The sequence below is a fragment of the Chromatiaceae bacterium genome (genome assembly GCA_016714645.1).
Classification (GTDB): Bacteria; Pseudomonadota; Gammaproteobacteria; order Chromatiales; family Chromatiaceae; genus M0108.
This window is the reverse complement of the sequence record JADKCI010000001.1, coordinates 1,419,329-1,442,444: the sequence shown is the minus strand read 5'-3', so window position 1 is coordinate 1,442,444 and position 23,116 is coordinate 1,419,329. Positions and strand designations below refer to the sequence as shown.

At 57.4% G+C, this 23,116-nt stretch carries 35 protein-coding genes; 1 reads left to right on the top strand and 34 read right to left on the bottom strand.

What is annotated here, in order from left to right; all coding sequences use genetic code 11:
• Window positions 1–34: 34 nt before the first annotated feature.
• The gene (locus IPN92_06730; protein MBK8637984.1) at window positions 35–589 is read left to right on the top strand and encodes a Smr/MutS family protein; all 555 of its coding nucleotides are present in this window, start codon (window positions 35–37) and stop codon (window positions 587–589) included.
• A 55-nt stretch (window positions 590–644) separates the two neighbouring features.
• Here the strand turns inward: IPN92_06730 and dapB are convergent, their stop codons facing one another.
• From dapB to rpoC, 34 genes are all read right to left on the bottom strand, one after another.
• A complete protein-coding gene (gene dapB, locus IPN92_06725) occupies window positions 645–1,460 on the bottom strand; it encodes a 4-hydroxy-tetrahydrodipicolinate reductase (protein ID MBK8637983.1) in 816 nt (271 codons plus the stop codon).
• Window positions 1,461–1,480: 20 nt separating this feature from the next.
• Window positions 1,481–2,230 (bottom strand): SAM-dependent chlorinase/fluorinase, encoded by a 750-nt coding sequence (locus IPN92_06720; protein MBK8637982.1) that lies wholly within the window; start codon window positions 2,228–2,230, stop codon window positions 1,481–1,483.
• 93 nt (window positions 2,231–2,323) lie between these two features.
• Window positions 2,324–2,713 (bottom strand): 50S ribosomal protein L17, encoded by a 390-nt coding sequence (gene rplQ / locus IPN92_06715; protein ID MBK8637981.1) that lies wholly within the window; start codon window positions 2,711–2,713, stop codon window positions 2,324–2,326.
• Between the two features lie 122 nt (window positions 2,714–2,835).
• Window positions 2,836–3,849 carry a DNA-directed RNA polymerase subunit alpha gene (gene rpoA / locus IPN92_06710; GenBank protein ID MBK8637980.1) on the bottom strand — a complete coding sequence of 338 codons (1,014 nt, stop codon included), beginning with the start codon at window positions 3,847–3,849 and terminating at the stop codon, window positions 2,836–2,838.
• Window positions 3,850–3,869: 20 nt separating this feature from the next.
• Window positions 3,870–4,490, bottom strand: coding sequence for a 30S ribosomal protein S4 (rpsD, locus tag IPN92_06705; protein ID MBK8637979.1), 621 nt, complete (start codon window positions 4,488–4,490; stop codon window positions 3,870–3,872).
• A gap of 23 nt (window positions 4,491–4,513) precedes the next feature.
• Window positions 4,514–4,903, bottom strand: coding sequence for a 30S ribosomal protein S11 (gene rpsK, locus IPN92_06700; protein MBK8637978.1), 390 nt, complete (start codon window positions 4,901–4,903; stop codon window positions 4,514–4,516).
• Window positions 4,904–4,936: 33 nt separating this feature from the next.
• A complete protein-coding gene (rpsM, locus tag IPN92_06695; GenBank protein MBK8637977.1) occupies window positions 4,937–5,293 on the bottom strand; it encodes a 30S ribosomal protein S13 in 357 nt (118 codons plus the stop codon).
• Window positions 5,294–5,378: 85 nt separating this feature from the next.
• A complete protein-coding gene (rpmJ, locus tag IPN92_06690; protein MBK8637976.1) occupies window positions 5,379–5,492 on the bottom strand; it encodes a 50S ribosomal protein L36 in 114 nt (37 codons plus the stop codon).
• Window positions 5,493–5,541: 49 nt separating this feature from the next.
• Window positions 5,542–6,894, bottom strand: coding sequence for a preprotein translocase subunit SecY (gene secY / locus IPN92_06685; protein MBK8637975.1), 1,353 nt, complete (start codon window positions 6,892–6,894; stop codon window positions 5,542–5,544).
• Window positions 6,895–6,911: 17 nt separating this feature from the next.
• Entirely contained in the window at window positions 6,912–7,346 is a 435-nt protein-coding gene (gene rplO, locus IPN92_06680; protein MBK8637974.1) for a 50S ribosomal protein L15, read from the bottom strand.
• A 1-nt stretch (window position 7,347) separates the two neighbouring features.
• The gene (gene rpmD / locus IPN92_06675) at window positions 7,348–7,539 is read right to left on the bottom strand and encodes a 50S ribosomal protein L30 (protein MBK8637973.1); all 192 of its coding nucleotides are present in this window, start codon (window positions 7,537–7,539) and stop codon (window positions 7,348–7,350) included.
• Window positions 7,540–7,542: 3 nt separating this feature from the next.
• Window positions 7,543–8,049, bottom strand: coding sequence for a 30S ribosomal protein S5 (gene rpsE / locus IPN92_06670; protein ID MBK8637972.1), 507 nt, complete (start codon window positions 8,047–8,049; stop codon window positions 7,543–7,545).
• A 10-nt stretch (window positions 8,050–8,059) separates the two neighbouring features.
• Entirely contained in the window at window positions 8,060–8,422 is a 363-nt protein-coding gene (rplR, locus tag IPN92_06665) for a 50S ribosomal protein L18 (protein MBK8637971.1), read from the bottom strand.
• A gap of 11 nt (window positions 8,423–8,433) precedes the next feature.
• Window positions 8,434–8,979 (bottom strand): 50S ribosomal protein L6, encoded by a 546-nt coding sequence (rplF, locus tag IPN92_06660; protein MBK8637970.1) that lies wholly within the window; start codon window positions 8,977–8,979, stop codon window positions 8,434–8,436.
• A gap of 15 nt (window positions 8,980–8,994) precedes the next feature.
• Complete coding sequence (gene rpsH, locus IPN92_06655; GenBank protein ID MBK8637969.1) at window positions 8,995–9,390, bottom strand: 30S ribosomal protein S8; 396 nt, start codon at window positions 9,388–9,390, stop codon at window positions 8,995–8,997.
• Between the two features lie 164 nt (window positions 9,391–9,554).
• Window positions 9,555–9,860 carry a 30S ribosomal protein S14 gene (gene rpsN / locus IPN92_06650; protein ID MBK8637968.1) on the bottom strand — a complete coding sequence of 102 codons (306 nt, stop codon included), beginning with the start codon at window positions 9,858–9,860 and terminating at the stop codon, window positions 9,555–9,557.
• Between the two features lie 9 nt (window positions 9,861–9,869).
• Window positions 9,870–10,409 (bottom strand): 50S ribosomal protein L5, encoded by a 540-nt coding sequence (gene rplE, locus IPN92_06645; GenBank protein MBK8637967.1) that lies wholly within the window; start codon window positions 10,407–10,409, stop codon window positions 9,870–9,872.
• Between the two features lie 11 nt (window positions 10,410–10,420).
• Window positions 10,421–10,738 (bottom strand): 50S ribosomal protein L24, encoded by a 318-nt coding sequence (gene rplX / locus IPN92_06640; protein ID MBK8637966.1) that lies wholly within the window; start codon window positions 10,736–10,738, stop codon window positions 10,421–10,423.
• Between the two features lie 12 nt (window positions 10,739–10,750).
• Window positions 10,751–11,119 carry a 50S ribosomal protein L14 gene (gene rplN, locus IPN92_06635; protein ID MBK8637965.1) on the bottom strand — a complete coding sequence of 123 codons (369 nt, stop codon included), beginning with the start codon at window positions 11,117–11,119 and terminating at the stop codon, window positions 10,751–10,753.
• Window positions 11,120–11,197: 78 nt separating this feature from the next.
• A complete protein-coding gene (rpsQ, locus tag IPN92_06630) occupies window positions 11,198–11,458 on the bottom strand; it encodes a 30S ribosomal protein S17 (GenBank protein ID MBK8637964.1) in 261 nt (86 codons plus the stop codon).
• On the bottom strand, window positions 11,455–11,652 hold the full coding sequence (gene rpmC / locus IPN92_06625; GenBank protein MBK8637963.1) for a 50S ribosomal protein L29: 198 nt from the start codon (window positions 11,650–11,652) through the stop codon (window positions 11,455–11,457). The genes rpsQ and rpmC overlap by 4 nt, the downstream gene beginning before the upstream one ends.
• On the bottom strand, window positions 11,652–12,065 hold the full coding sequence (rplP, locus tag IPN92_06620; protein MBK8637962.1) for a 50S ribosomal protein L16: 414 nt from the start codon (window positions 12,063–12,065) through the stop codon (window positions 11,652–11,654). Before rplP ends, rpmC begins: the two co-directional genes overlap by 1 nt.
• A 3-nt stretch (window positions 12,066–12,068) precedes the next feature.
• Window positions 12,069–12,764, bottom strand: coding sequence for a 30S ribosomal protein S3 (rpsC, locus tag IPN92_06615; GenBank protein ID MBK8637961.1), 696 nt, complete (start codon window positions 12,762–12,764; stop codon window positions 12,069–12,071).
• A gap of 19 nt (window positions 12,765–12,783) precedes the next feature.
• Entirely contained in the window at window positions 12,784–13,116 is a 333-nt protein-coding gene (gene rplV, locus IPN92_06610) for a 50S ribosomal protein L22 (GenBank protein ID MBK8637960.1), read from the bottom strand.
• Window positions 13,117–13,131: 15 nt separating this feature from the next.
• On the bottom strand, window positions 13,132–13,413 hold the full coding sequence (gene rpsS, locus IPN92_06605) for a 30S ribosomal protein S19 (GenBank protein MBK8637959.1): 282 nt from the start codon (window positions 13,411–13,413) through the stop codon (window positions 13,132–13,134).
• Window positions 13,414–13,431: 18 nt separating this feature from the next.
• Entirely contained in the window at window positions 13,432–14,259 is an 828-nt protein-coding gene (gene rplB, locus IPN92_06600) for a 50S ribosomal protein L2 (GenBank protein MBK8637958.1), read from the bottom strand.
• Window positions 14,260–14,279: 20 nt separating this feature from the next.
• Window positions 14,280–14,576, bottom strand: coding sequence for a 50S ribosomal protein L23 (gene rplW / locus IPN92_06595; protein MBK8637957.1), 297 nt, complete (start codon window positions 14,574–14,576; stop codon window positions 14,280–14,282).
• The gene (rplD, locus tag IPN92_06590) at window positions 14,573–15,181 is read right to left on the bottom strand and encodes a 50S ribosomal protein L4 (GenBank protein ID MBK8637956.1); all 609 of its coding nucleotides are present in this window, start codon (window positions 15,179–15,181) and stop codon (window positions 14,573–14,575) included. Before rplD ends, rplW begins: the two co-directional genes overlap by 4 nt.
• Window positions 15,182–15,188: 7 nt before the next feature.
• Window positions 15,189–15,836, bottom strand: a complete 648-nt coding sequence (gene rplC / locus IPN92_06585; protein MBK8637955.1) for a 50S ribosomal protein L3 — start codon at window positions 15,834–15,836, stop codon at window positions 15,189–15,191.
• A 10-nt stretch (window positions 15,837–15,846) separates the two neighbouring features.
• On the bottom strand, window positions 15,847–16,158 hold the full coding sequence (gene rpsJ, locus IPN92_06580; protein ID MBK8637954.1) for a 30S ribosomal protein S10: 312 nt from the start codon (window positions 16,156–16,158) through the stop codon (window positions 15,847–15,849).
• 5 nt (window positions 16,159–16,163) lie between these two features.
• Complete coding sequence (gene tuf / locus IPN92_06575) at window positions 16,164–17,354, bottom strand: elongation factor Tu (protein ID MBK8637953.1); 1,191 nt, start codon at window positions 17,352–17,354, stop codon at window positions 16,164–16,166.
• A 413-nt stretch (window positions 17,355–17,767) separates the two neighbouring features.
• Window positions 17,768–18,238, bottom strand: coding sequence for a 30S ribosomal protein S7 (gene rpsG / locus IPN92_06570; protein ID MBK8637952.1), 471 nt, complete (start codon window positions 18,236–18,238; stop codon window positions 17,768–17,770).
• A 33-nt stretch (window positions 18,239–18,271) separates the two neighbouring features.
• On the bottom strand, window positions 18,272–18,646 hold the full coding sequence (gene rpsL / locus IPN92_06565; GenBank protein MBK8637951.1) for a 30S ribosomal protein S12: 375 nt from the start codon (window positions 18,644–18,646) through the stop codon (window positions 18,272–18,274).
• 192 nt (window positions 18,647–18,838) lie between these two features.
• Entirely contained in the window at window positions 18,839–23,065 is a 4,227-nt protein-coding gene (gene rpoC, locus IPN92_06560; GenBank protein ID MBK8637950.1) for a DNA-directed RNA polymerase subunit beta', read from the bottom strand.
• Window positions 23,066–23,116 lie beyond the last annotated feature (51 nt).

Genomic DNA, 23,116 nt, shown 5'->3' with positions numbered 1-23,116 from the left:
CCCTTCAACAGCCCGCCAACCCCCGAGTCCATCCGTGAGCCAACGTCTCCCCGATGCCGAAAGTCAGCTCTTCCGCGCCGAGGTGCGGGACACGGAACCCCTTACCCTGGCGCTCCCGGAACCCTGGCGCCGCCGGCCACCCCCCTTTCCAATCGCCCAGCCCCTGGATACGCTGGCTGACGGGGAAGTGTCCAGCCTCTCGGAAGCGCAGGTGGAGACCCACGAATATCTGCTTTACGCCAAGCCGGGCGTCCAGAAGCGGATCTTGGCGGATCTCCAGCGCGGTGCCATTCCCAGAGAACTGGAATTGGACCTCCATGGACTGACGGTCGTCTTCGCCGCGCAACTCTGCAAGGAATTCCTGGCCGACTGTATCCAGCACCGGGTGCGGTGCGCCCACATCATCCACGGCAAGGGGTACGGCTCCGAGGAGCGCCAACCGGTCCTGAAACGTAAGGTCAATTATTGGCTGCGCTTGCGATCGGATATCCTCGCCTTTTGCTCCGCCACCCCGCGCGATGGCGGTACCGGGGCCCTCTATGTCTTACTACGGAATCCGGATAAGGCCCGACGGGAAGGCAAACGCTGAGTCAAAGCCGTTGAGTGAAGGGGGCCTAGCGCGATTGCGCGGATCGGCATCGCTCTCAATATTGACGAAGCCCGAGCACATCCTGCATATCGAAGAGGCCCTTTTCTTGTCTGGCGACCCAGCGCGCCGCCCGTGCCGCCCCTCGGGCGAAAGTGAGTCGGCTGGAAGCCTTGTGCGCAATCTCAACCCGTTCGCCTTCTGCGGCAAACCAGACGCTGTGTTCACCCACCACATCCCCGGCGCGGATGGTTTCGAAGCCAATCGTGTGGCGCTCCCGGGGTCCCGTCTGGCCTTGGCGACCATAAACGGCGACCTCGCCAAGATCCCGACCCAATGCCTGGGCGATGATCTCTCCCATGCGGAGGGCCGTGCCCGAGGGGGCATCCACCTTATGCCGGTGATGGGCCTCGATGATTTCGATGTCCGCCTCGTCTCCCAGGACCCGTGCCGCAATGTCGAGCAGTTTGAAGCAGAGATTGACGCCCACGCTCATATTGGGCGCGAGGATGATGCCAATCTGCGCCGCCGCTGAGACTATGGCAGCCCGGCCAGCCTCGTCAAAACCCGTGGTACCAATGACCAGGCGGCGACCCGCGCGACGACATAACGCCAGATGTTTCAACGACGAGGCCGGCGAGGTAAAGTCGATCAGGACATCGAACAGATCGAGTGCATTTTCCAGATCCTCCCGGATCGCGATGCCAATGGGTCCAATACCCGCCAACTCCCCCGCATCCAGACCCAGTAGGGAGCTATCGGGACGTTCGGTCGCCAGAACCACGCCCAAACCTTCGGCCTCGTTAACCGCATTGACCAAGGCGCGGCCCATGCGCCCACCAACGCCCGCAATCGCCACACGGATATCACTCATTAATCGACTCCGAAAAAAGCTTAACGGAAAAGGCCCATGGCGATTTCATCTCCTACCTCCAGGCCCAGTTTAAGGGCCGCCGAACCCTGATTAACCGCAATTTCAACGAGGCCAAAGGCATTTTCATACCAAAAGGCAGTGCCATGGGGAACCTCGTTAAAGGTTCTGGCGCGGGGAACCCGTTGCCCCCTAACATCCATCATCCCACCGGGTTGCACTAAGGCTGCGCGTATCCCCGTAATCAAATTCCCAAAGCTATCCTGGTAGATAACCCTAGGCAGATCATTCGGCCATTTCGCACCTTGGAGGCGGTCAGGATCAAAGGGTGTCATGGCAAGGGGACGGCCAAGAGTCAGGGAAATAGCAACCGGGGCGAAGAGATCCCGACCCTGAAAACTCGGTGACAAAATCTCAGGACGCCAGTCAATGCGAAAAACAGAAAAGGACAGTGCACCTCGACAAACCAGAGCCAGAAGGCCGTTATCGGGGCCAATGAAGTAATTGCCGTCAGCCTCAACAGCGATGGCAAGACGATCGCCGCCGACGCCGGGATCGACCACACAGAGATAGAGAGTACCGCGGGGCAAGTCTCGGACCAGCGCGGGGAGAAGGTAAGCCGCCAGATCAGGGCGAAAAGCTGGCAGGTCGGATATCACCTCGATGATCGAAATGCCCGGGAGGGCAGCGGCCAGGCATAACCGCAGTTGACCGACATAGGGACTCGCAGCGCCAAAGTCGGTGAGCAAGGCAATGCGACTGTATCCGGCCATAAAGCAAGGAAAATGAGTTAATACCTAAAAATCAGATGCAAAAAAACCGGGACAAGCCCGGTTATTCGTCTGTTGTTCGATAAGTCCTAGTAATCAAGACTCATCAGCGACAACGACTTCGCCCGCCGGACGATCGACCAGTTCGACATAAGCCATGGGGGCGGCATCACTAAACCGAAATCCGCATTTGAGAATACGCAGGTAACCACCCGGACGGGTCTTATAACGTGGTCCTAGTTCGGTAAAGAGTTTGGCAACGACAGCGTTATCGCGCAAACGTGCAAAGGCCAGGCGCCGCTTATGAACCGAATCCTCTTTAGCCAAGGTAATCAAGGGCTCGGCAACTCGCCTGAGTTCCTTGGCCTTGGGCAAAGTGGTCTTAATGAGTTCGTGACTAAACAACGAGTTCGCCATGTTCTTAAACATAGCCTCGCGGTGCGAACTGTTACGATTGAGTTGCCTTCCGGCCTTACGGTGACGCATGGTTGATTACCAGAATCTAGTGAGTGTACGCCATCGAGGCGCCTTCTCCCTGAAAAAACGATGAAAGCCATCTTCAGTGGCCAAGGCTATTCGGCAGGCTAAGCCAAAAAAATGCCTTGCCCCTACTTTATTGCCAACTCATCAATATTTTCGGGTGGCCAATTCTCAAGACGAGAACCCAGGGACAAACCACGAATGGCCAAAACGTCCTTAATCTCGGTAAGCGATTTCTTACCTAAATTAGGAGTTTTAAGCAATTCAACTTCTGTCCTTTGAATAAGATCGCCGATGAGATAGATATTTTCAGCCTTGAGGCAATTGGCGGAACGAACCGTCAACTCCAAATCATCGACCGGCCTCAAGAGCATGGGATCGAAAACCGGCTTCTCCGGCTCCATGGACATACCGCTGTCGTCATAAGCAGTACGCTCCAAAACCACGAAGCTGCCGAGTTGGTCTCTCAGGATAGCCGCAGCCTGTTGAACGGCGCCCTTCGGGTCAATGGTTCCGTTGGTCTCAAGGTCAATGACCAGACGATCGAGATCCGTCCTCTGTTCCACACGGGCGGACTGCACGTCAATTGAAACCCGACGCACTGGACTGAAAGAGGCATCCAATGGTAATTTTCCAATGGGACGCTCCTCACTGCCCTCCAACTCACGTTGTGTAACAGGCTCGTATCCACGACCCCGTCTTACCGTAAGCGTCATACTTAATTCGGACTTACCTGTGAGGTTGGCAATGACCAAATCGGGATTAGCAATCTCGGCACTGTGATCCAGCGCGATGTCCGCGGCGGTGATAACGCCAGGCCCAACCTTGTGCAGCGTAAAATTGGCTTCATCCTTTCCATGCAAGGTAATAGCCAATTCCTTGAGGTTAAGTAAGATCTCGAGCACATCCTCTCGCACGCCTTCCAGCGTGGTGTACTCGTGAAGAATACCCTGTATCTCGACCTCGGTGACCGCGCAGCCGGACATAGAAGAAAGCAAAATGCGCCGTAACGCATTGCCTAATGTATGTCCAAAGCCGCGCTCCAAAGGCTCAAGGGAGATACGGGCACGGCTGGGGCTTCCGTCAACCGGATCGACTTTGACGATCCGCGGCTTGAGGAAGTCACTAACAGCTTCAGGCATGCGATAACCCTCTCCGTTGCCTACTTGGAGTACAACTCCACGATCAGCGATTCGTTGATATCGGCTGGAAGGTCGGATCTATCGGGAATACGACTAAAAACCCCTTTAAGGGCCTTGGTATCCACGTTAATCCAGTCTGCAAAGCCATACTGCTCGGCTAAGGCCAAGGCATTTTGAATACGTACCTGTTTCTGGGCCTTCTCGCGTACCGAGATCACATCCGCTTCCTGTACTTGATAGGAAGGAATATTCAGTGTTTTACCATTAACCAGGACCCCCTTATGGGCAACAAGCTGCCTGGCCTCGGCACGGGTCGATCCAAAACCCATACGAAAAACTACATTGTCAAGCCGGCGCTCCAACAGGCGGAGGAGATTTTCACCCGTCGCACCCTTTTGTGATGCCGCCAGTGCGTAATAATTACGGAACTGCTTTTCCATCACGCCATAAATACGACGTACTTTTTGCTTTTCACGCAACTGAACACCATAATCCGAAACCCGGCGACGACGATCACCGGCTTGACCGGGTGCCTTCTCCAGATTGCATTTGGTATCAATGGAGCGCGCACGACTCTTCAGGGATAAATCCACCCCTTCACGTCGGGCCTGTTTGCAGGTTGGACCTGTGTACCTTGCCATCTCGATTCCTAGCTTTCCGGGACTTAGACGCGCCGCTTTTTAGGCGGGCGACAGCCATTGTGGGGAATGGGAGTCACATCCTGAATGCCGGTTATCTTAAAACCGGCATTATTGAGCGCCCGCACTGCGGACTCACGCCCAGGACCGGGGCCCTTGACATTGACATCCAGGTTTTTCACACCGTACTCCTTAGCCGCCTGCCCCGCACGATCGGCAGCAACCTGGGCCGCAAAGGGGGTGCTTTTACGCGAACCACGGAATCCGGACCCACCCGAGGTGGCCCAAGCCAAGGCATTACCCTGACGATCCGTGATTGTGACAATGGTGTTGTTAAAGGAGGCATGGACGTGTGCGATACCGTCCGCGACCTGTCGCTTCACCTTCTTTTTAACATTACGAGTCGGTTTTGCCATCAGATTATATCCGGCGTAAGCAAGAAGCCAAGGTTAGCGCTTGATCGGACGCCGGGGACCCTTGCGGGTACGGGCGTTGGTACGGGTGCGCTGGCCGCGAACCGGCAGACCACGGCGGTGGCGAATGCCACGATTGCAGCCCAGATCCATGAGCCGCTTGATATTCATCGAGACCTCACGTCTGAGATCGCCTTCGACCGTGAACTTGGCAACCTCGGCACGGAGCTTGTCCACCTGCTCCTCGGTGAGATCCTTCATCTGGGTGCCATGTGCAATGCCAGCGGCGTCGCATATTACGGCCGCGCGGTTGCGACCCACGCCGTAAATCGCAGTAAGGGCGATCACGGCATGCTTTCTGTCAGGGATATTGACGCCGGCGATACGGGCCATGCTCTTCTGTCTCCAATTCGACTTATGCTGAACGCGGGTAATCGCGCATTCTAGCAGGTTTCAGCAATAGGTCAACGCGCTAGCGTCAACCTTGGCGCTGCTTGTGCTTGGGGTCTTTGCAGATGACGCGAACAACACCGTTGCGCTTGACGATCTTGCAATTGCGGCAAATTCTTTTAACCGAGGCCCTGACTTTCATGTGTATTCTCCCAAACGTTCTTTATAAAGGCTACCGGAGGGGTCGCCCGTCAGCGCATGAGGCCGCCGCCCGGCGCCCTGAGATTGGCCTTCTTCATCAATCCTTCATACTGATGAGACATGAGGTGCGCCTGCACCTGGGCCATAAAGTCCATCACCACCACAACCACAATCAACAGAGATGTGCCGCCAAAATAGAAGGGGACATTCCAACCCACGATCAAAAATTCTGGTATCAGGCAAACAGCGGTGATGTAGATCGCTCCCGCGGCAGTAAGCCGGGTCATGACCGTATCAATGTAGCGGGCGGTCTGTTCCCCCGGACGTATACCGGGTATGAAGGCGCCCGAACGCTTCAAATTATCCGCCGTCTCCTTGGCATTGAAGACCAAGGCGGTATAAAAGAAACAGAAGAAAATGATGGCTGTTGAGTATGCGATTACATAGACAGGCTCTCCTGGCGAGAGCTTACTAGTGATATCAGCAATCCAGCGGGTATTTTCTGACTGGCCAAACCATTGTCCAAGCGTCCCAGGGAACAGAATGATGCTAGAGGCAAAAATAGGGGGTATGACACCCGCCATATTTATTTTCAGCGGTAAATGGGTGCTTTGGGCGGCCATCAGCCGTCTTCCCTGTTGACGGCGCGCATAGTTAACCGTTATTCGCCTCTGGCCTCGTTCAACGAAAACCACAAAGGCCGTGACACCTAACGCCAGCACAAACAGAGCCAGTACCGCAAGGGCATTCATTTCCCCCGTGCGCACCAGTTCCAATGTCCCGCCAATTGCCGATGGCAGCCCGGCAACGATGCCAGAAAAGATTATGATGGAAATTCCATTTCCAATTCCACGCTCGGTGATCTGTTCCCCCAACCACATGAGGAACATGGTCCCCGTGACAAGGGATACAGTGGCGGTAAAGACAAAGCCATAGCCGCTCAAAACAACAATTGAAGAACCGCCAACGGATTGACCCTGTAGGGCCATGGATATACCTATGGCCTGGAAGGTGGCAAGACCAACAGTTCCGTACCGAGTGTACTGGGTTATCTTTCTCCGACCTTGTTCTCCTTCCTTTTTGAGTTGTTCCAAGGTAGGAATTACCGAAGTCATCAACTGGATAATAATCGATGCCGAGATATACGGCATAATTCCCAGGGCAAAAAGGCTGGCACGCTCCAGGGCACCACCAGAAAACATGTTAAACATGTCGAGCATTGAACCCTGGTTTTGATCAAACAGGATAGCCAATGCCTCTGGATTCACGCCAGGGACCGGAATGAAAGTGCCAATACGATAAACTAGCAAAGCGCCAAGCACGAACAGCAGACGCTGACGTAACTCGGTAAGCCGCCCCATGCCCCCCAGGGCTTCAGTCATCGAAGACATGTTTTTGGCCATTCGGGATCAGATTCTCACTAGGCCTCGACAGTCCCGCCGGCTGCTTCGATAGCAGCACGAGCACCCTTGGTGACCCCTAGACCGCGAATGGTGTAGGCGACATCAACCGTACCCGAGGCGATAATTTTGACGTTCTGGATACCAGAGCCAATCAGACCAGAGGCGTGCAAAGCCAGGAGATCAATGACATCACCCATCACATTCTTCAGTTCGCTCAGGCGAATCTCATCAGTTGCGCGAGCCTTGCGTGAACGAAATCCAACCTTGGGAAGACGACGTTGGAGCGGCATTTGACCGCCCTCAAAACCGACCTTATGAAACCCACCCGCCCGCGACTTTTGACCTTTGTGACCACGACCCGCGGTTTTACCAAACCCGCTGCCTATGCCACGCCCAACTCGCTTTGCGACTTTTTTGGCACCATCACCAGGGCTAAGTTCATTAAGACGCATCTCAGAATTCTCCAATCACTTTAACCATGTAGGAGACCTTGTTCACCATGCCTCGTGTGGCGGGTGTATCTTCAACCTCCACGATTTGGTGCATGCGTCTCAGCCCCAGCCCCTTAACACAGGCCTTATGGTTCGCCAAGCGCCCAAAAAAGCCGCGTACCAGGGTCACCTTCATCATTTTTCTGTCAGACATTGCTTACCCCAGGATCTCAGCTACGGTCTTGCCACGCTTTGCGGCAACGCCCTGAGCATCGGTCATCGTCTGCAGACCATTTAAGGTTGCGCGGACAACGTTCATGGCGTTGTTGGTGCCAATACACTTGGCCAGCACGTTTTGTACGCCCAGTACCTCAAATACAGCGCGCATCGCGCCACCCGCAATGATGCCGGTACCTTCGGAGGCGGGCTGCATGAACACCTTCGCGGCACCGTGCCGACCAATGATGGGATACTGCAGGGTAGCCCCCTTGAGTTTCACATCAATCATATTCTTGCGAGCACCTTCCATGGCTTTCTGGATAGCAACAGGTACTTCCCTGGCTTTACCCGTGCCAAAACCCACGCGACCTTTACCATCGCCGACCACGGTCAAAGCGGAAAAGCCGAACTGACGCCCGCCTTTAACAACTTTGGCGACCCGTCTTACGCCGACGAGTTTTTCCAAAAAATCATCGCCTTCCGGCTTAGGATTGTAATTCGACATGATTCAGCCCCTAGAATTGCAGACCGCCTTCACGAGCGGCATCGGCGAGCGCCTTTACGCGACCGTGGTAACTAAACCCAGACCGGTCGAAGGCAACCTTTTCCACACCCGCCAACTTCGCGCGTTCGGCAATGGCCTTACCGACGACAGCAGCGGCCGAGGTGTTGCCAGCGTGACCCGCAAGGAGTGTGCGGACGGACTTATCCAGGGTCGAGGCGGAGGCCACGACCATGTCACCCGTTACACCAGGCGCAAGAACCTGAGCATATATATGGCTTGGCGTACGAAATACGCACAAACGGAATACACCTAATTCACGGATTTTGGCGCGTCCACGAGCGGAGCGGCGAAGACGAGCTTGTTTCTTATCCATATCGGTACCCCTTACTTCTTCTTCGTCTTCTTGGTCTCTTTACGCAGAACCTGTTCGTTCGCGTAACGGACACCTTTACCCTTGTAAGGCTCGGGCGGCCGGAAGGCGCGGATCTCCGACGCCACCTGACCGACCTGCTGTTTGTCAGCACCCGACACCAGAATTTCAGTCTGGGTAGGGGTAGCGATATTGATACCCTCGGGAACCTGATAATTCACAGGGTGAGAAAAGCCCAGACTCAGATTCAGGGTCTTGCCTTGAGCCTGAGCGCGGTATCCCACGCCGATCAAGGCCAGCTTGCGTTCAAAACCTGAAGAGCAACCCACAACCATGTTATTCAACAGAGCACGGGTAGTACCCGCCTGGGCCCAACCTTCCCTATTGGTTTCATCGATGGGAGCAACCTTGAGGTTGCCTTCCTGATAGGAAACGGTGACCAAGGGATGTACATTCCAGGTCAGGATCCCTCGGGTTCCTTTGACCTGCACTGCTTGCCCGGAGATCTCGATGGAGACTCCAGCGGGAACCGTAATTATGGCTTTTGCGATACGAGACATGATCGGCGCCTCCGGTCAAGCTACAGTGGCGATAATTTCGCCACCAAAGCCCGCTTTTCGAGCGGCACGATCGCTCATCAGGCCCTGGGATGTAGACACAATGGCTACTCCTAGGCCGCCACGAACCGCAGGCAACTCGTCCTTACCGCGATAAATGCGCAAACCTGGGCGAGAGATCCTTTTGATATGCTCTATTACTGGCTTTCCGCGATAATATTTTAGCTTAATTACCAGTTGCGGTTTTGCGCCATTCTCTTCAACCTGTACATCCGTCAGATAGCCTTCATCCTTAAGAAGAAGAGCTATAGCCTGCTTTTGCTTAGATGAAGGCATGGTGATGTTGACCTTGCCCCGGGTCTGGCCATTGCGGATGCGCGTTAGCAAATCCGCAATCGGATCCGACATACTCATGGAATTCTCCCTGGGGTCAGACCGCCCTTTGGGCGCGATACCCTCTAATTGGGTTATTAGCGGGTCGGATTGGTTATGACCCGCGTCAATAGAAGATGATACCATAGCTCGTGGGATAACCCACGAGCTTTATGGCATCCTACCCTAAAGCTGGTGTCGATCTGCTACCAACTGGCCTTGACCAATCCTGGTACGTCGCCACGCATGGCCGCTTCACGAAGCATATTTCGGCTAAGACCGAACTTCCGGTAGACAGCGTGTGGTCGTCCGCTAATTCTGCAGCGTCGCTGCTGACGGGTTGGACTGGCATCCCGTGGCAACTTCCCAATGCTTGTCATGGCAGCATCAATCTGCTCAATGCTGGCCGAACGGTCATCGATAACGGCCTTGAGCGCCGCACGTTTTACCGCATATTTTTTCGCGATCTGGACGCGTTTTACATCACGCGCCACCATGCTTTTCTTCGCCATGTGGTCTGCTCAGGTCCTGAAGGGAAACTTAAAGGCCTCTAGAAGCGCACGACCCTCTTCATTGGTTCGAGCACTCGTCGTAATCGTAATATCGAGACCCCGGATAGTATCGATCTTGTCGTAATCAATTTCAGGGAAAATGATTTGTTCCTTGACGCCCAGGCTGTAATTGCCACGCCCGTCAAAAGCCTTCGGACTCACGCCGCGAAAGTCACGAATACGGGGAATGGCGACGTTGATGAGGCGATCCAGGAATTCATACATTCGATCGCGACGCAGGGTCACCTTACACCCCACCGGCCATCCCTCGCGGATCTTGAATGCGGCTACGGATTTGCGCGCATAGGTGACGATGGGCTTTTGGCCAGCTAGTGCGGTAAGATCAGAGACGGCATGGTCCATAATTTTCTTGTCCGCAACCGCCTCACCCACGCCCATATTGAGCGTGATTTTAACGACTCGAGGAACCTGCATGACGCTTTTATAGCCAAATCTCTCCATGAGTTGGCCGACGATCTTATCCTGGTATTCGCTTTGCAATCTGGGCATGGGTTACTTACTCAAACGTCAACGACTTCGCCAGTGGATTTGAAGACACGCACCTTACGTCCGTCTTCCAGAATCTTGAAGCCCACGCGGTCTGGACCACCCTTTACCGGGTTGTACAGGGCCACGTTAGACAAATCCATCGGCATTTCCTTGTCAACAATGCCGCCAGAGATGCCCTTTTGCGGGTTTGGCTTCTGGTGCTTCTTCACCATGTTCACGTTCTCGACGATGACCTTCTTATCAGCCACGACACGGAGAACGGTCCCACGAGAACCTCTATCCTTTCCGGTCAGAACGACTACGTCGTCCCCCTTTTTGATCTTGCGCATAGCCCCATTACCTCACAGAACTTCCGGCGCGAGGGAGATAATCTTCATGAACTTCTCGCCCCGCAGCTCCCTGGTCACCGGTCCAAATATACGAGTACCGATGGGCTGCAACTGATTGTTCAGGAGAACCGCCGCGTTGCCGTCGAAACGAATTAGCGAGCCATCCGGACGGCGGACACCGGAACGGGTGCGCACAACCACGGCATTATAGACGTCGCCTTTTTTAACCTTGCCGCGCGGAATTGCATCCTTTACGGCTACCTTGATGATGTCACCGATGCTGGCATAATGCCGATGCGAGCCGCCGAGCACCTTGATGCACTGCACGCGCTTGGCGCCACTATTATCGGCAACGCCCAGACTGGTCTGCATCTGAATCATTGTCTGTTTCCTGAATTATCACAACCAGTTCGGTAGGATTCTCACGAGACCTACCCGCATCGACCTAAACCAGCGCGATCAGCGGGCCTTTTCCACCACCTGGACGAGCCGCCAGGATTTTGTCTTAGAGATAGGACGGCATTGTTCTATGGTGACCCAATCGCCCTTACCGCAAACATTGGCCTCATCATGAGCATGAATTTTGGTTGACCGGCGGATGAATTTACCATAAAGAGGGTGCTTGACACGGCGTTCAACAAGAACCGTGATGCTTTTCTCCATGGCATTACTGACAACCTGGCCGGTCAAGGTCCGGTTAATTTTGACTTCCTCATTCATCGGCTGCCCGCCTTGATCTCAGTTAATACAGTCTTGATGCGTGCTATGTCTCTACGCACGGACTTCATCTCGGAGGGCCGGGTCAATTGTCCTACACCCCGCTGCATGCGCAGGTTGAACTGCTCCTTGAGCAACTCAAGTAACTGCTTATCTAGATCGACAGCACCCGTGTGTCTCAGATCACTCGCCTTCATCACATTATAGTCCGCTTGGTAAAGGAGGTCTGAATCGGCAACTTAGCAGCGGCAAGGGCAAAGGCCTCGCGGGCAAGTTCCTCGGTGACGCCCTCAATCTCGTAAAGCATGCGACCCGGCTGAATTTGGGCTACCCAATATTCGACACTGCCTTTACCGGAACCCATGCGCACTTCAAGGGGTTTTTTGGTAATGGGCTTGTCTGGAAAGATACGGATCCATATCTTGCCACCGCGCTTGACTTTGCGCGTTATGGTCCGGCGAGCGGCCTCAATCTGACGCGCCGTCAGTCGGCCACGGGTCATGGCCTTCAGACCAAACTCTCCGAAGCTGACATGGCAGCCCGTAAGAGCCAAACCGCGATTACGGTCTTTATGCAGCTTGCGAAACTTTGTACGTTTAGGTTGCAGCATTTCTTATCCCCTCCTGGCAGCGGGCTTAGGAGCTCGCGCAGGCTTGGCGGGGACTTCCTCCACAACCTGGCCCGGGAAAATCTCCCCCTTGAAGATCCAGACCTTGACGCCAAGCACGCCATAGGTGGTCCGAGCCTCCGCGAATCCGTAATCAATATCGGCACGCAGGGTATGCAAGGGGACACGTCCCTCACGATACCATTCACTGCGGGCGATTTCGGCGCCGTTCAAACGGCCGGCGATATTAACCTTGATGCCACCGGCACCCAATCGCATGGAATTCTGCACGGCACGCTTCATGGCACGACGGAACATGATGCGTTTCTCAAGCTGTTGGGTAATGCTTTCGGCAACAAGCTGAGCGTCTAATTCTGGTTTCCGAATTTCTTCGATGCTCAAATGGACTGGAACGCCCATGAGATCCGAAACCTCCTTACGGAGCTTATCAATATCCTCGCCTTTCTTACCGATCACGACGCCGGGACGAGCCGTGTGAATGGTAATGTGGGCATTATTAGCAGGACGATCGATTTGGATGCGACTCACCGAGGCCTGCGCCAATTTTTTGCGCAAAAAGGCTCTTACCTGCATGTCGGTGTTGAGCAGATCCGGAAAATGCTTGGAATCGGCATACCACTTCGAGGTCCAGTCCTTGACGATCCCCAAGCGAATGCCGGTTGGATGAATTTTGTGACCCATGCTGGCTTCTCTTTAGGCTTCAGGCTTCGGCAACCGTCACAATAATGTGACTGGTCCGTTTTGTGATTCGATTGGCGCGACCCTTGGCCCTAGGACGAATCCGCTTCATGCTCGGACCCTCGTTGACCTGGATTGCGGATACCCGGAGTTCATCCACATCAGCGCCGGCATTATTTTCGGCATTGGCTATGGCGGATTCCAGAATCTTCTTGATGAGAGCAGCGCCCTTCTTAGTGCTAAAGGCGAGAAGGTTGAGAGCCTTCTCGACGTGCAGCCCACGAATCTGGTCCGCCACTAGGCGCGCCTTCTGAGCGGACAGTCGCCCTGTCTTAAGTCTTGCTTCAGCCTGCATTAGTACGTCCTCAACCTATCGCTTCTTTTTGGCCTTTTTGTCGGCCGCGTGACCACGATAGGTCCGGGTCATGGAGAATTCACCAAGCTTATGCCCGATCATATTCTCGTTGATCAGAACCGGTACGTGCTGACGCCCGTTATGCACCGCGATGGTTAATCCAACCATCTCCGGTAACACCATGGAACGGCGCGACCAGGTCTTGATGGGGCGCTTGCTGTTCTGGGCAACCGCGTCCTCCACCTTTTTTGCCAGGTGGGAGTCCACAAAGGGTCCCTTACGAATCGAACGTGGCACTTGCTCAACCTCGCCTAGTTATTTGCGTCCGCGACGGCGCACGATCATTTTATCGGTGCGCTTGTTGGAACGGGTCTTGTGGCCCTTGGTCGGAACGCCCCAAGGCGTAACCGGATGACGGCCTCCTGAGGTACGGCCTTCGCCACCACCATGGGGATGATCGACCGGGTTCATGACTACGCCACGCACCGTTGGCCTGACACCACGCCAGCGACTCGCTCCGGCCTTGCCGAGTTTGCGCAAGCTGTGCTCATTATTGCCAACTTCGCCGACGACCGCGCGACATTCCACGCTGACCTTGCGCATCTCACCCGACCGCAGCCGCAAAGTGGCGTAGCCACCATCACGGGCAATGAGCTGGGCGGAGGCGCCCGCGGCGCGCGCCATTTGGGCGCCCTTGCCCGGACGCATCTCAATGCAGTGCACCTGGGTGCCCAAGGGCACGTTGCGCAGCGGCAAGCAATTGCCCGCGGAAATCGGGGCATCCTCACTTGCCACCACCACGGCACCGGCTTTCAAGCCCTTGGGGGCAATGATATAAGTCCGGTCGCCATCGGCATACTTCAGCAGGGCAATGTGAGCCGTGCGGTTCGGATCATATTCCAAACGCTCGACAACGGCGGGGACACCGGTCTTACCACGCTTAAAATCAATGATGCGATAACGCTGCTTATGGCCACCGCCATGATGACGAACCGAAATGCGCCCCGCATTATTGCGGCCGCCCGTCCGAGTCTTCTTGTCGAGCAGCGGCTCATGGGGAGCCCCTTTGTGGAGCTCCGGGGACACCACCTTGACGACAAAGCGTCGCCCCGGGGATGTCGGGTTAGTCTTTACGATTGCCATCTTGACTGGTCCAAATGCGCTTAGGCGTTGCCGCCGAAATCGATATTTTGTCCCGCCTGCAAGCGGACATAAGCCTTGCGCCAATCCTTGCGCTTACCGCTACGCTGACCCATACGCTTTTGCTTACCCTTGACGTTGAGGATCTGTACACGGTCTACCTGAACGTCAAAGAGGGTCTCAACTGCCTTGCCGATTTCCAGCTTGTTGGCATCGGGGACGACGCGAAACACATACTGGCCGTTAGCATCGGCGGCCAGGGTCGCCTTCTCGGAGATCACCGGGCCTAAAATCACCTTTAATAGTCTTTCCTGGTTCACGCTAACCGCTCCTCGAGCTTACGGATCGCACCCTCGGTAGCCACTAGGTTTTCGAAGGCAATCAGACTGACTGGGTCCACTTCCTCGGCCATCAAGACATCGACGCGAGGTAAATTACGCGCCGCCAGGAAGAGATTTTCGTCAAGACCCTCGATCAGGATCAACACGTCCGTCAGATTCATGGCGACAAGCCGATCGGCCAACAACCGGGTCTTGGGCTCATCGACGGAGAAATCGGGTACGATGGTCAAGCGGCCCTGCCGGATCAACTCCGAGAGGATGGACCGCATAGCGCCACGATACATCTTCCGGTTGACCTTCTGGGCATAGTTGCGTGGGCGGGCCGCGAAGGCCCTGCCGCCACCGCGCCAAATAGGGCCGCGAGAGGTACCCGCGCGGGCCCGACCCGTGCCTTTTTGACGGAATGGCTTAGCGCCACCACCAGAAACTTCGGCCCGGCTTTTCTGAGCCACGGTCCCGGAGCGGGCAGAGGCCATATAGGCGGTTACGACCTGATGAATCAGGGCCGGCTTATAGTCGACGCTGAACACCTCATCCGCCAACTGGATGCTCGCGTCTTCACCGATTCGTGCTTGGATTTCCATTGACTTATCAGCCCTTGCTCTTCTTCACGGAAGGCAGCACGACCAATCGTCCACCCTCGGCACCGGGTACGGGACCCCGCACCAGCAGCAGGTTGCGCTCAACATCAACCCGGATCACCTCCAGATTCTGCTGAACACGATTGACGTCGCCCATGTGGCCAGCCATGCGTTTGCCTTTCATGACCCGACCTGGTGTCTGGCACTGACCTATAGAACCCGGTGCCCGATGGGAGACGGAGTTGCCATGCGTTGCATCCTGCATGCGGAAGTTATGACGTTTGACCCCGCCAGCAAATCCCCGTCCCTTTGTCACGCCACGTACATCAACCTTTTGCCCGGGAGCAAATATGCTGACAAGAATCTCGCCACCCTCCGCCAGGTCAAGGCCCTCGCCATCGGCGAGCCGAAACTCCCGGAGGGTATCTCCCGCAGTCACGCCAGCACGAGCATAATGGCCCGCCATTGGCTTGGTGACTCGCGAGGCCCGGCGTTCGCCAATGGCGACTTGAACTGCCCGATAGCCGTCGGTCGCGGCGGTCTTTACCTGTGTCACCCGATTTGGCTGAACCTCAATGACCGTCACGGGGACGGACGCGCCTTCCTCGGTGAAGATCCGGGTCATGCCAGCCTTGCGGCCAATCAAACCTATGGTCATGGTCCTATCCTCAGCTCAGCTTGATCTGGACGTCAACGCCGGCCGCCAGATCGAGTTTCATCAGGGCATCCACTGTTTTATCAGTGGGATCAACGATGTCCATGAGCCGCTTGTGGGTCCTCAACTCATATTGATCCCGAGCGTCTTTATTGACGTGTGGGGAGATGAGGATTGTAAAGCGCTCCTTTTTCGACGGCAGCGGGATAGGTCCAAGGACCTGAGCGCCTGTCCGCTTGGCGGTATCAACGATCTCATGAGCGGAACGATCAATCAGGCGATGATCGAAGGCTTTGAGACGAATGCGTATTCTTTGGTTTGCCATGGCTCTTACTCGATGATCTTGGACACAACGCCAGCACCGACGGTCCGGCCGCCCTCGCGGACCGCGAAGCGCAGGCCCTCGGTCATAGCGATGGGGGCGATGAGCTTGATGGTCATCTTGACGTTGTCGCCGGGCATGACCATTTCCACGCCTTCGGGGAGTTCGCAGGCGCCGGTGACGTCGGTGGTGCGGAAGTAGAACTGGGGGCGGTAGCCGTTGAAGAAGGGGGTATGACGGCCGCCTTCTTCCTTGCCCAGGACGTACACTTCGGCTTCAAAGTGGGTGTGGGGGGTGATGGTGTTGGGCTTGGCCAACACTTGCCCGCGTTCGACGTCGTCGCGCTTGGTGCCGCGCAGCAGGACGCCAACGTTGTCGCCGGCCTGGCCCTGGTCGAGGAGTTTGCGGAACATCTCGACGCCGGTGCAGATGGTCTTGACGGTGGGCTTGATGCCGACGATGGCGACTTCGTCGCCGACCTTGACGATGCCGCGTTCGATGCGGCCGGTGACGACGGTGCCACGGCCGGAGATCGAGAAGACGTCTTCGATGGGCATCAGGAAGGGATGGTCGATGTCGCGGGTGGGCTCGGGGATGTAGCTGTCCATGGCTTCGACGAGCTTGTAGATGGCTTCGGCGCCGAGGGGGCCGGTGTCGCCTTCCAGAGCCTTGAGGGCGGAGCCGGTGATGATGGGGGTGTCGTCACCGGGGAAGTCGTAGCTGTCGAGGAGTTCGCGGACTTCCATTTCAACCAGCTCGAGGAGTTCGGCGTCGTCGACCATGTCAGCCTTGTTGAGGAAGACGAGGATGTAGGGCACGCCGACCTGACGGGAGAGCAGGATGTGCTCGCGGGTCTGGGGCATGGGGCCGTCGGCGGCGGAGACGACCAGGACGGCGCCATCCATCTGGGCGGCGCCGGTGATCATGTTTTTGACGTAGTCGGCGTGGCCGGGGCAGTCGACGTGGGCGTAGTGGCGCGCGGCGCTTTCGTATTCGACGTGGGCGGTGGCGATGGTGATGCCACGGGCGCGCTCTTCGGGGGCGTTGTCGATCTGGTCGAAGGCCTTGACTTCCCCACCGTACTTGGCGGCCATGACCTTGGTGATGGCGGCGGTGAGGGTGGTCTTGCCATGGTCAACGTGGCCGATGGTGCCTACGTTGACGTGCGGCTTCTTGCGTTCGAATTTGGCTTTGGACATCCCGATCTACCCTAAATATGCTCGTTAGTGTGTCTTGGCTAGGGTATCGGCGGCTTTGCCGGTACCTCAGTGATTTGGAACAGATTATCTAGAATTCGTGGCGAATCCTTACATTCCCCGGCGTGATTTGCTGGCCAAACCGAACAACTCCGCCAAGGCTGCCTCGGCCTCTATTGATTGCCGGCGGCGTACGCCGCACCGCGAGTCAATTTTTGGCGACTGGCCGGCCGCTACTTTTGGGGCCTTCCTGTTCCATTGATCATCCTACAACTTCCCAAAGAGGTTGCAGTAAACAGGTGCCGTCTATTTCGCTTCGCCCGCAGTGTCCCGCAGGGCGCAATCAAAATGCAAAGGAGGGAACCAGGATCTCCGGGCCCCGCGCAACCCCGGGCAGGGTCGGCGCTCCCACCCCACTACCACCGATAATGCGAGAAGGCCTTGTTTGCTTCCGCCATGCGGTGGGTATCTTCCTTTTTCTTGACCGCCGTACCCCGTGAATCAGCTGCATCCATCAGTTCACCAGCCAACCGTAGGGCCATGGACTTCTCGGAACGTTTGCGCGCGGCATCAATCAACCAGCGCATGGCCAGTGAATTCCGGCGCTGCGGGCGTACTTCAACGGGAACCTGATAAGTAGCACCACCTACGCGGCGAGACTTAACCTCAACCACGGGGCGCACATTCTCCATGGCCTGGTCGAGCATATTCAGTGGCTCACCACCCTTTTTGTTTGCCATGGTCTCCAAAGCGCCGTACATGATGCGCTCGGCAACGGCTTTCTTGCCGTCTTCCATCAGCATGTTTACAAATTTGGCGAGTAGGTTACTTCCGAACTTCGGGTCCGGCAGAACCTGGCGGCGAGCAACGATGCGTCTTCTGGGCATGTGAGACTCCGACCTTCTAAATTCGACTAGCGATCAGCTCTTTGGGCGCTTGGCGCCATACTTAGAGCGACCCTGACGGCGCTTGTCCACGCCCGAGGTATCCAGGGTACCGCGTACCGTGTGGTAGCGAACGCCGGGTAAGTCCTTGACGCGGCCACCGCGGATAAGGACCACCGAGTGCTCCTGGAGGTTATGGCCTTCACCGCCAATATAGGATGTGACCTCGAAGCCGTTGGTCAGGCGAACACGCGCGACCTTACGCAGGGCGGAGTTAGGTTTTTTGGGTGTCGTGGTGTAGACACGCGTGCAGACACCACGCTTTTGAGGGCACTCCTCAAGCGCGGGTACCGTGCTTTTCGCCACCTGACGCTTACGCGGCTTGCGGACCAACTGATTGATGGTTGTCATGCAAACACTCTCCAGCGGCGCCTTCGCGCACCAAATCCGGGAAACGCGGGGTTACCCCTTGCGCCTCACCCTGCCCAGTAATAAATCAAGCCGACCAGATGGCCGGCTTGGCTAAGACCCGAAAGTATAGGTTTCACCCTAGAACATGTCAATACCTTGACGCAGTTTCAGGGATTGAGGTCGCATATTCGGTCACTCGGCTTCCGCGATATTGAGGGCCTCCTTGAAGGCCTCCTCTACCTCGGCGCTCGCCATCTCGATCTTGGCGCCACCGGCCTCCGCCTCCAGTTCCCGCTCCTCGCGGCGTTTGCGACGGCGCTCCTTGTGAGAGGCCAGGCCAGTGCCCGCCGGGATGAGACGGCCGACGATGACGTTCTCCTTGAGGCCGCCCAGGCGATCCGTGGAGCCCCTTACCGCCGCCTCGGTAAGCACGCGGGTCGTCTCCTGGAAGGAGGCCGCGGAGATAAAGGACTCGGTCGCCAGGGAGGCCTTGGTAATGCCCAATAGGAGGGGCTCGTAGCGGGCGGGGTGACGGCCTTCCGCCAGGGCCCGCTCGTTTTCGATCAACACCTGGCCCAACTCCGCCTGTTCACCGCGCAGAAGCCGGGTATCGCCCGCATCCAGGATCTCGCCCTTGCGCAGCATCTGCCGGACGATGACCTCGATATGCTTGTCGTTGATCTTGACGCCCTGGAGGCGATACACATCCTGGATTTCCTTCACCAGATACTCGGCGAGTTGGGTAACGCCCTTCAGCCGCAGAATATCGTGGGGATTGAGCTCCCCATCGGAAACGATCTCGCCCCGCTCCACGCGCTCACCCTCGAAGACGTTGACGTGACGCCACTTGGGGATCAATTCCTCGATCTGTTCGCCGTCATCCGTGGTGATGACCAAGCGCTGCTTGCCCTTGGTGTCCTTACCAAAGCTGATGGTGCCCGATGCCTCCGCCAGGAGGGCGGGCTCCTTGGGCCGGCGGGCCTCGAAGAGGTCAGCCACCCGGGGCAGACCACCGGTGATATCGCGCGTCTTGCTCGACTCCTGCGGAATTCGCGCCAGGACATCACCCACCCCGACATTGGCGCCGTCGGCGACGCCCACGATCGCCCCGGCGGGCAAGAAGTAACGGGCCGGGATATCGGTACCCGCGATGTTGTGTTCCTGCTCATTTTCGTCGAGCAGCTTGACCATGGGGCGCAAGTCCTTGCCCGCGGCCGGCCGCTGCTTGGGATCAATGACCACCAGGGACTTTAGGCCCGTCACCTCGTCGGTTTCCTGCTGCACCGTAACACCCTCGATGAAGGAGTCGAAGCGCAGCCGCCCCGCCACCTCGGTCACCACCGGGTGGGTGAAGGGGTCCCAGGTCGCCGCCACCCAGCCGCCAGAGACGTAATCGCCGTCGGCGTTACGCAGGGTGGCGCCGTAAGGTAGTTTGTAGCGCTCTTTCTCCATGCCCAGTTCGTCGACCACGGAGAGTTCACCGGAGCGGGAGACGGCCACCAGGTGGCCCATCTGATGACGGACAACCTTAAGATTGTGCAGGCGCACGGTACCGGCGGACTTGATCTCGATGCTATTGACCGCCGCCGCCCGGGAGGCGGCGCCACCGATATGGAAGGTGCGCATGGTCAACTGGGTGCCTGGCTCGCCGATGGACTGGGCAGCAATGACCCCCACCGCCTCACCCATATTCACCAGATGACCGCGCGCCAGATCACGCCCATAGCAATGGGCACAGACCCCGGAGCGGGCCTCGCAGGTGATGGGCGAACGGACCCGCACCTGGTCGATACCGGCCTGCTCCATGGCCACCACCCCCTGTTCATCCAGAAGCGTACCCGTGGGGCAGATGAGTTCGTCGCTGCCCGGGCGATAGACATCCGCGGCCAGCACCCGGCCGAGGATGCGCTCGCGCAGGGGCTCGACGATGTCGCCCCCCTCGATAATGGGCGTCATCAGCAAGCCGCGCTCGGTGCCGCAATCCGTCTCCAGGACCACCATGTCCTGGGCCACGTCCACCAGGCGCCGGGTCAGGTAACCGGAGTTGGCGGTCTTGAGGGCCGTATCCGCCAGGCCCTTGCGGGCGCCGTGGGTGGAGATGAAGTACTGGATGACGTTCAGCCCCTCGCGGAAGTTGGCCGTGATGGGGGTCTCGATGATGGAGCCATCGGGCTTGGCCATGAGGCCACGCATGCCCGCCAACTGGCGAATCTGCGCGGCGGAACCGCGGGCGCCAGAGTCCGCCATCATATAGATGGAATTGAAGGAATCCTGCAAGACCGCCTTACCCTTGGTGTCGGTCACCAACTCCTTGCCCAGCTTACCCATCATGGCCTTGGCCACCAGGTCATTGGTATGGGACCAGATGTCGATGACCTTGTTATAGCGCTCGCCGTTGGTGACCAGGCCCGAGGCGTATTGCTGCTCGATCTCCTTCACCTGACGCTCCGCCTCACCCAGGATCCGCGGCTTCTCCTCCGGGACCGCCATATCCTCCAGACCGATGGAGATACCGGACCGGGTGGCCATGCGAAAGCCCAGGTACATGACCTGGTCGGCGAAGACCACGGTTTGCTTGAGGCCCAGGGTGCGGTAGCAGGTATTGATGAGGCGCGAGATCTGGCGCTTGCCCAGGGCCTGATCGACCAGGCTAAAGGGCAGGCCCTCGGGCACGATCTCATAGACCAGGGCGCGGCCCAGGATTGTATCCTTGAGGGATAGCCGCGATTCGCGCTCGCCCGCCTCGTTGATCAGCACCTCGGGGATACGTACCCGGACCCGAGCGTGAATATCGGCCTGGCCCGTCTCGTAGGCGCGCCGCGCCTCGTCGATATTGGCATAGACGCTGCCCTCGCCCCGGACGCCCGCGCGTTCGCGGGTCATATAGTAGAGGCCCAGGACCACGTCCTGGGACGGCACGATGATGGGTTCGCCATTGGCGGGCGACAGGATATTGTTGGAGGCCATCATCAAGGCGCGGGTCTCGATTTGCGCCTCCAGGGACAAGGGCACATGGACCGCCATCTGGTCGCCATCGAAGTCGGCGTTGAAGGCGGTACAGACCAGGGGATGGAGCTGGATGGCCTTGCCCTCGATCAGCACCGGCTCGAAGGCCTGGATGCCCAAACGGTGCAGGGTCGGGGCGCGGTTGAGCATGACCGGGTGCTCGCGGATGACATCCTCCAGGATGTCCCAGACCTCGGCGGCGCCGCGATCGACCATCTTCTTGGCCGCCTTGATGGTGGTGGCCAGGCCCCGCAACTGGAGTTTGCCATAGACAAAAGGCTTGAACAGCTCCAGGGCCATGCGCTTGGGTAGGCCACATTGGTGCAGTTTCAGCTTGGGGCCAACCACGATGACGGACCGCCCGGAGTAGTCAACCCGCTTACCCAGCAGGTTCTGGCGGAAGCGCCCCTGCTTGCCCTTGATCATGTCCGCGAGGGATTTGAGGGGACGCTTGTTGGTGCCCGTGATAGCCCGGCCCCGACGACCGTTGTCGAGCAGGGCATCCACGGACTCCTGCAGCATACGCTTTTCATTGCGCACGATGATGTCCGGTGCGATCAGGTCTAGCAACCGCTTGAGGCGGTTGTTGCGATTGATGACCCGGCGATAGAGGTCGTTGAGGTCCGAGGTCGCGAAGCGCCCGCCGTCCAGAGGCACCAGGGGCCTCAGTTCCGGCGGCAAGACCGGCAGGACGGTGAGGATCATCCATTCGGGCCGATTGCCGGACTCCAGCAGGGATTCCATCAGCTTGAGCCGTTTTGACAGCTTCTTGATCTTGGTCTCGGAGTTGGTGGCCTCGATCTCCTCCCGCATCTGGCGCATCTCCGCCGGCAGGTCGAGGGTCCGTAGCAGCTCGTAGACGGCCTCGGCGCCCATGCGGGCATCGAACTCGTCGCCATTCTCCTCCAGGGCCTCCAGATACTGCTCGTCGGTCAGGAGCTGGCGGCGCTCGAGCTGGGTCATCCCCGGGTCGATAACGACAAAGGACTCGAAATAGAGGATGCGCTCGATGTCGCGCAGGGTCATGTCGAGCAGCAGGCCAATACGGGAGGGCAGTGACTTGAGGAACCAGATATGGGCCACCGGGCTTGCCAGATCGATATGGCCCATGCGCTCGCGGCGCACCTTGGCCAGGGTCACCTCGACACCACACTTCTCGCAGACGACACCGCGATGCTTGAGGCGCTTGTACTTGCCACACAGGCATTCGTAATCGCTGACGGGGCCGAAGATCTTGGCGCAGAAGAGGCCGTCGCGCTCCGGCTTAAAGGTACGGTAGTTGATAGTCTCCGGCTTCTTGACCTCACCATAGGACCAGGAACGAATGGTGTCCGGCGAGGCCAGCCCGATCTTGATGGCGTCGAACTCCAGGGCTTGACCCTGGGCCTTGAGAATTTTGAGCAGATCTTTCAATTCAGTGTCTCCGTGATGGAGGACTCCAGGGCATGACCCGGGAGCCGAGAA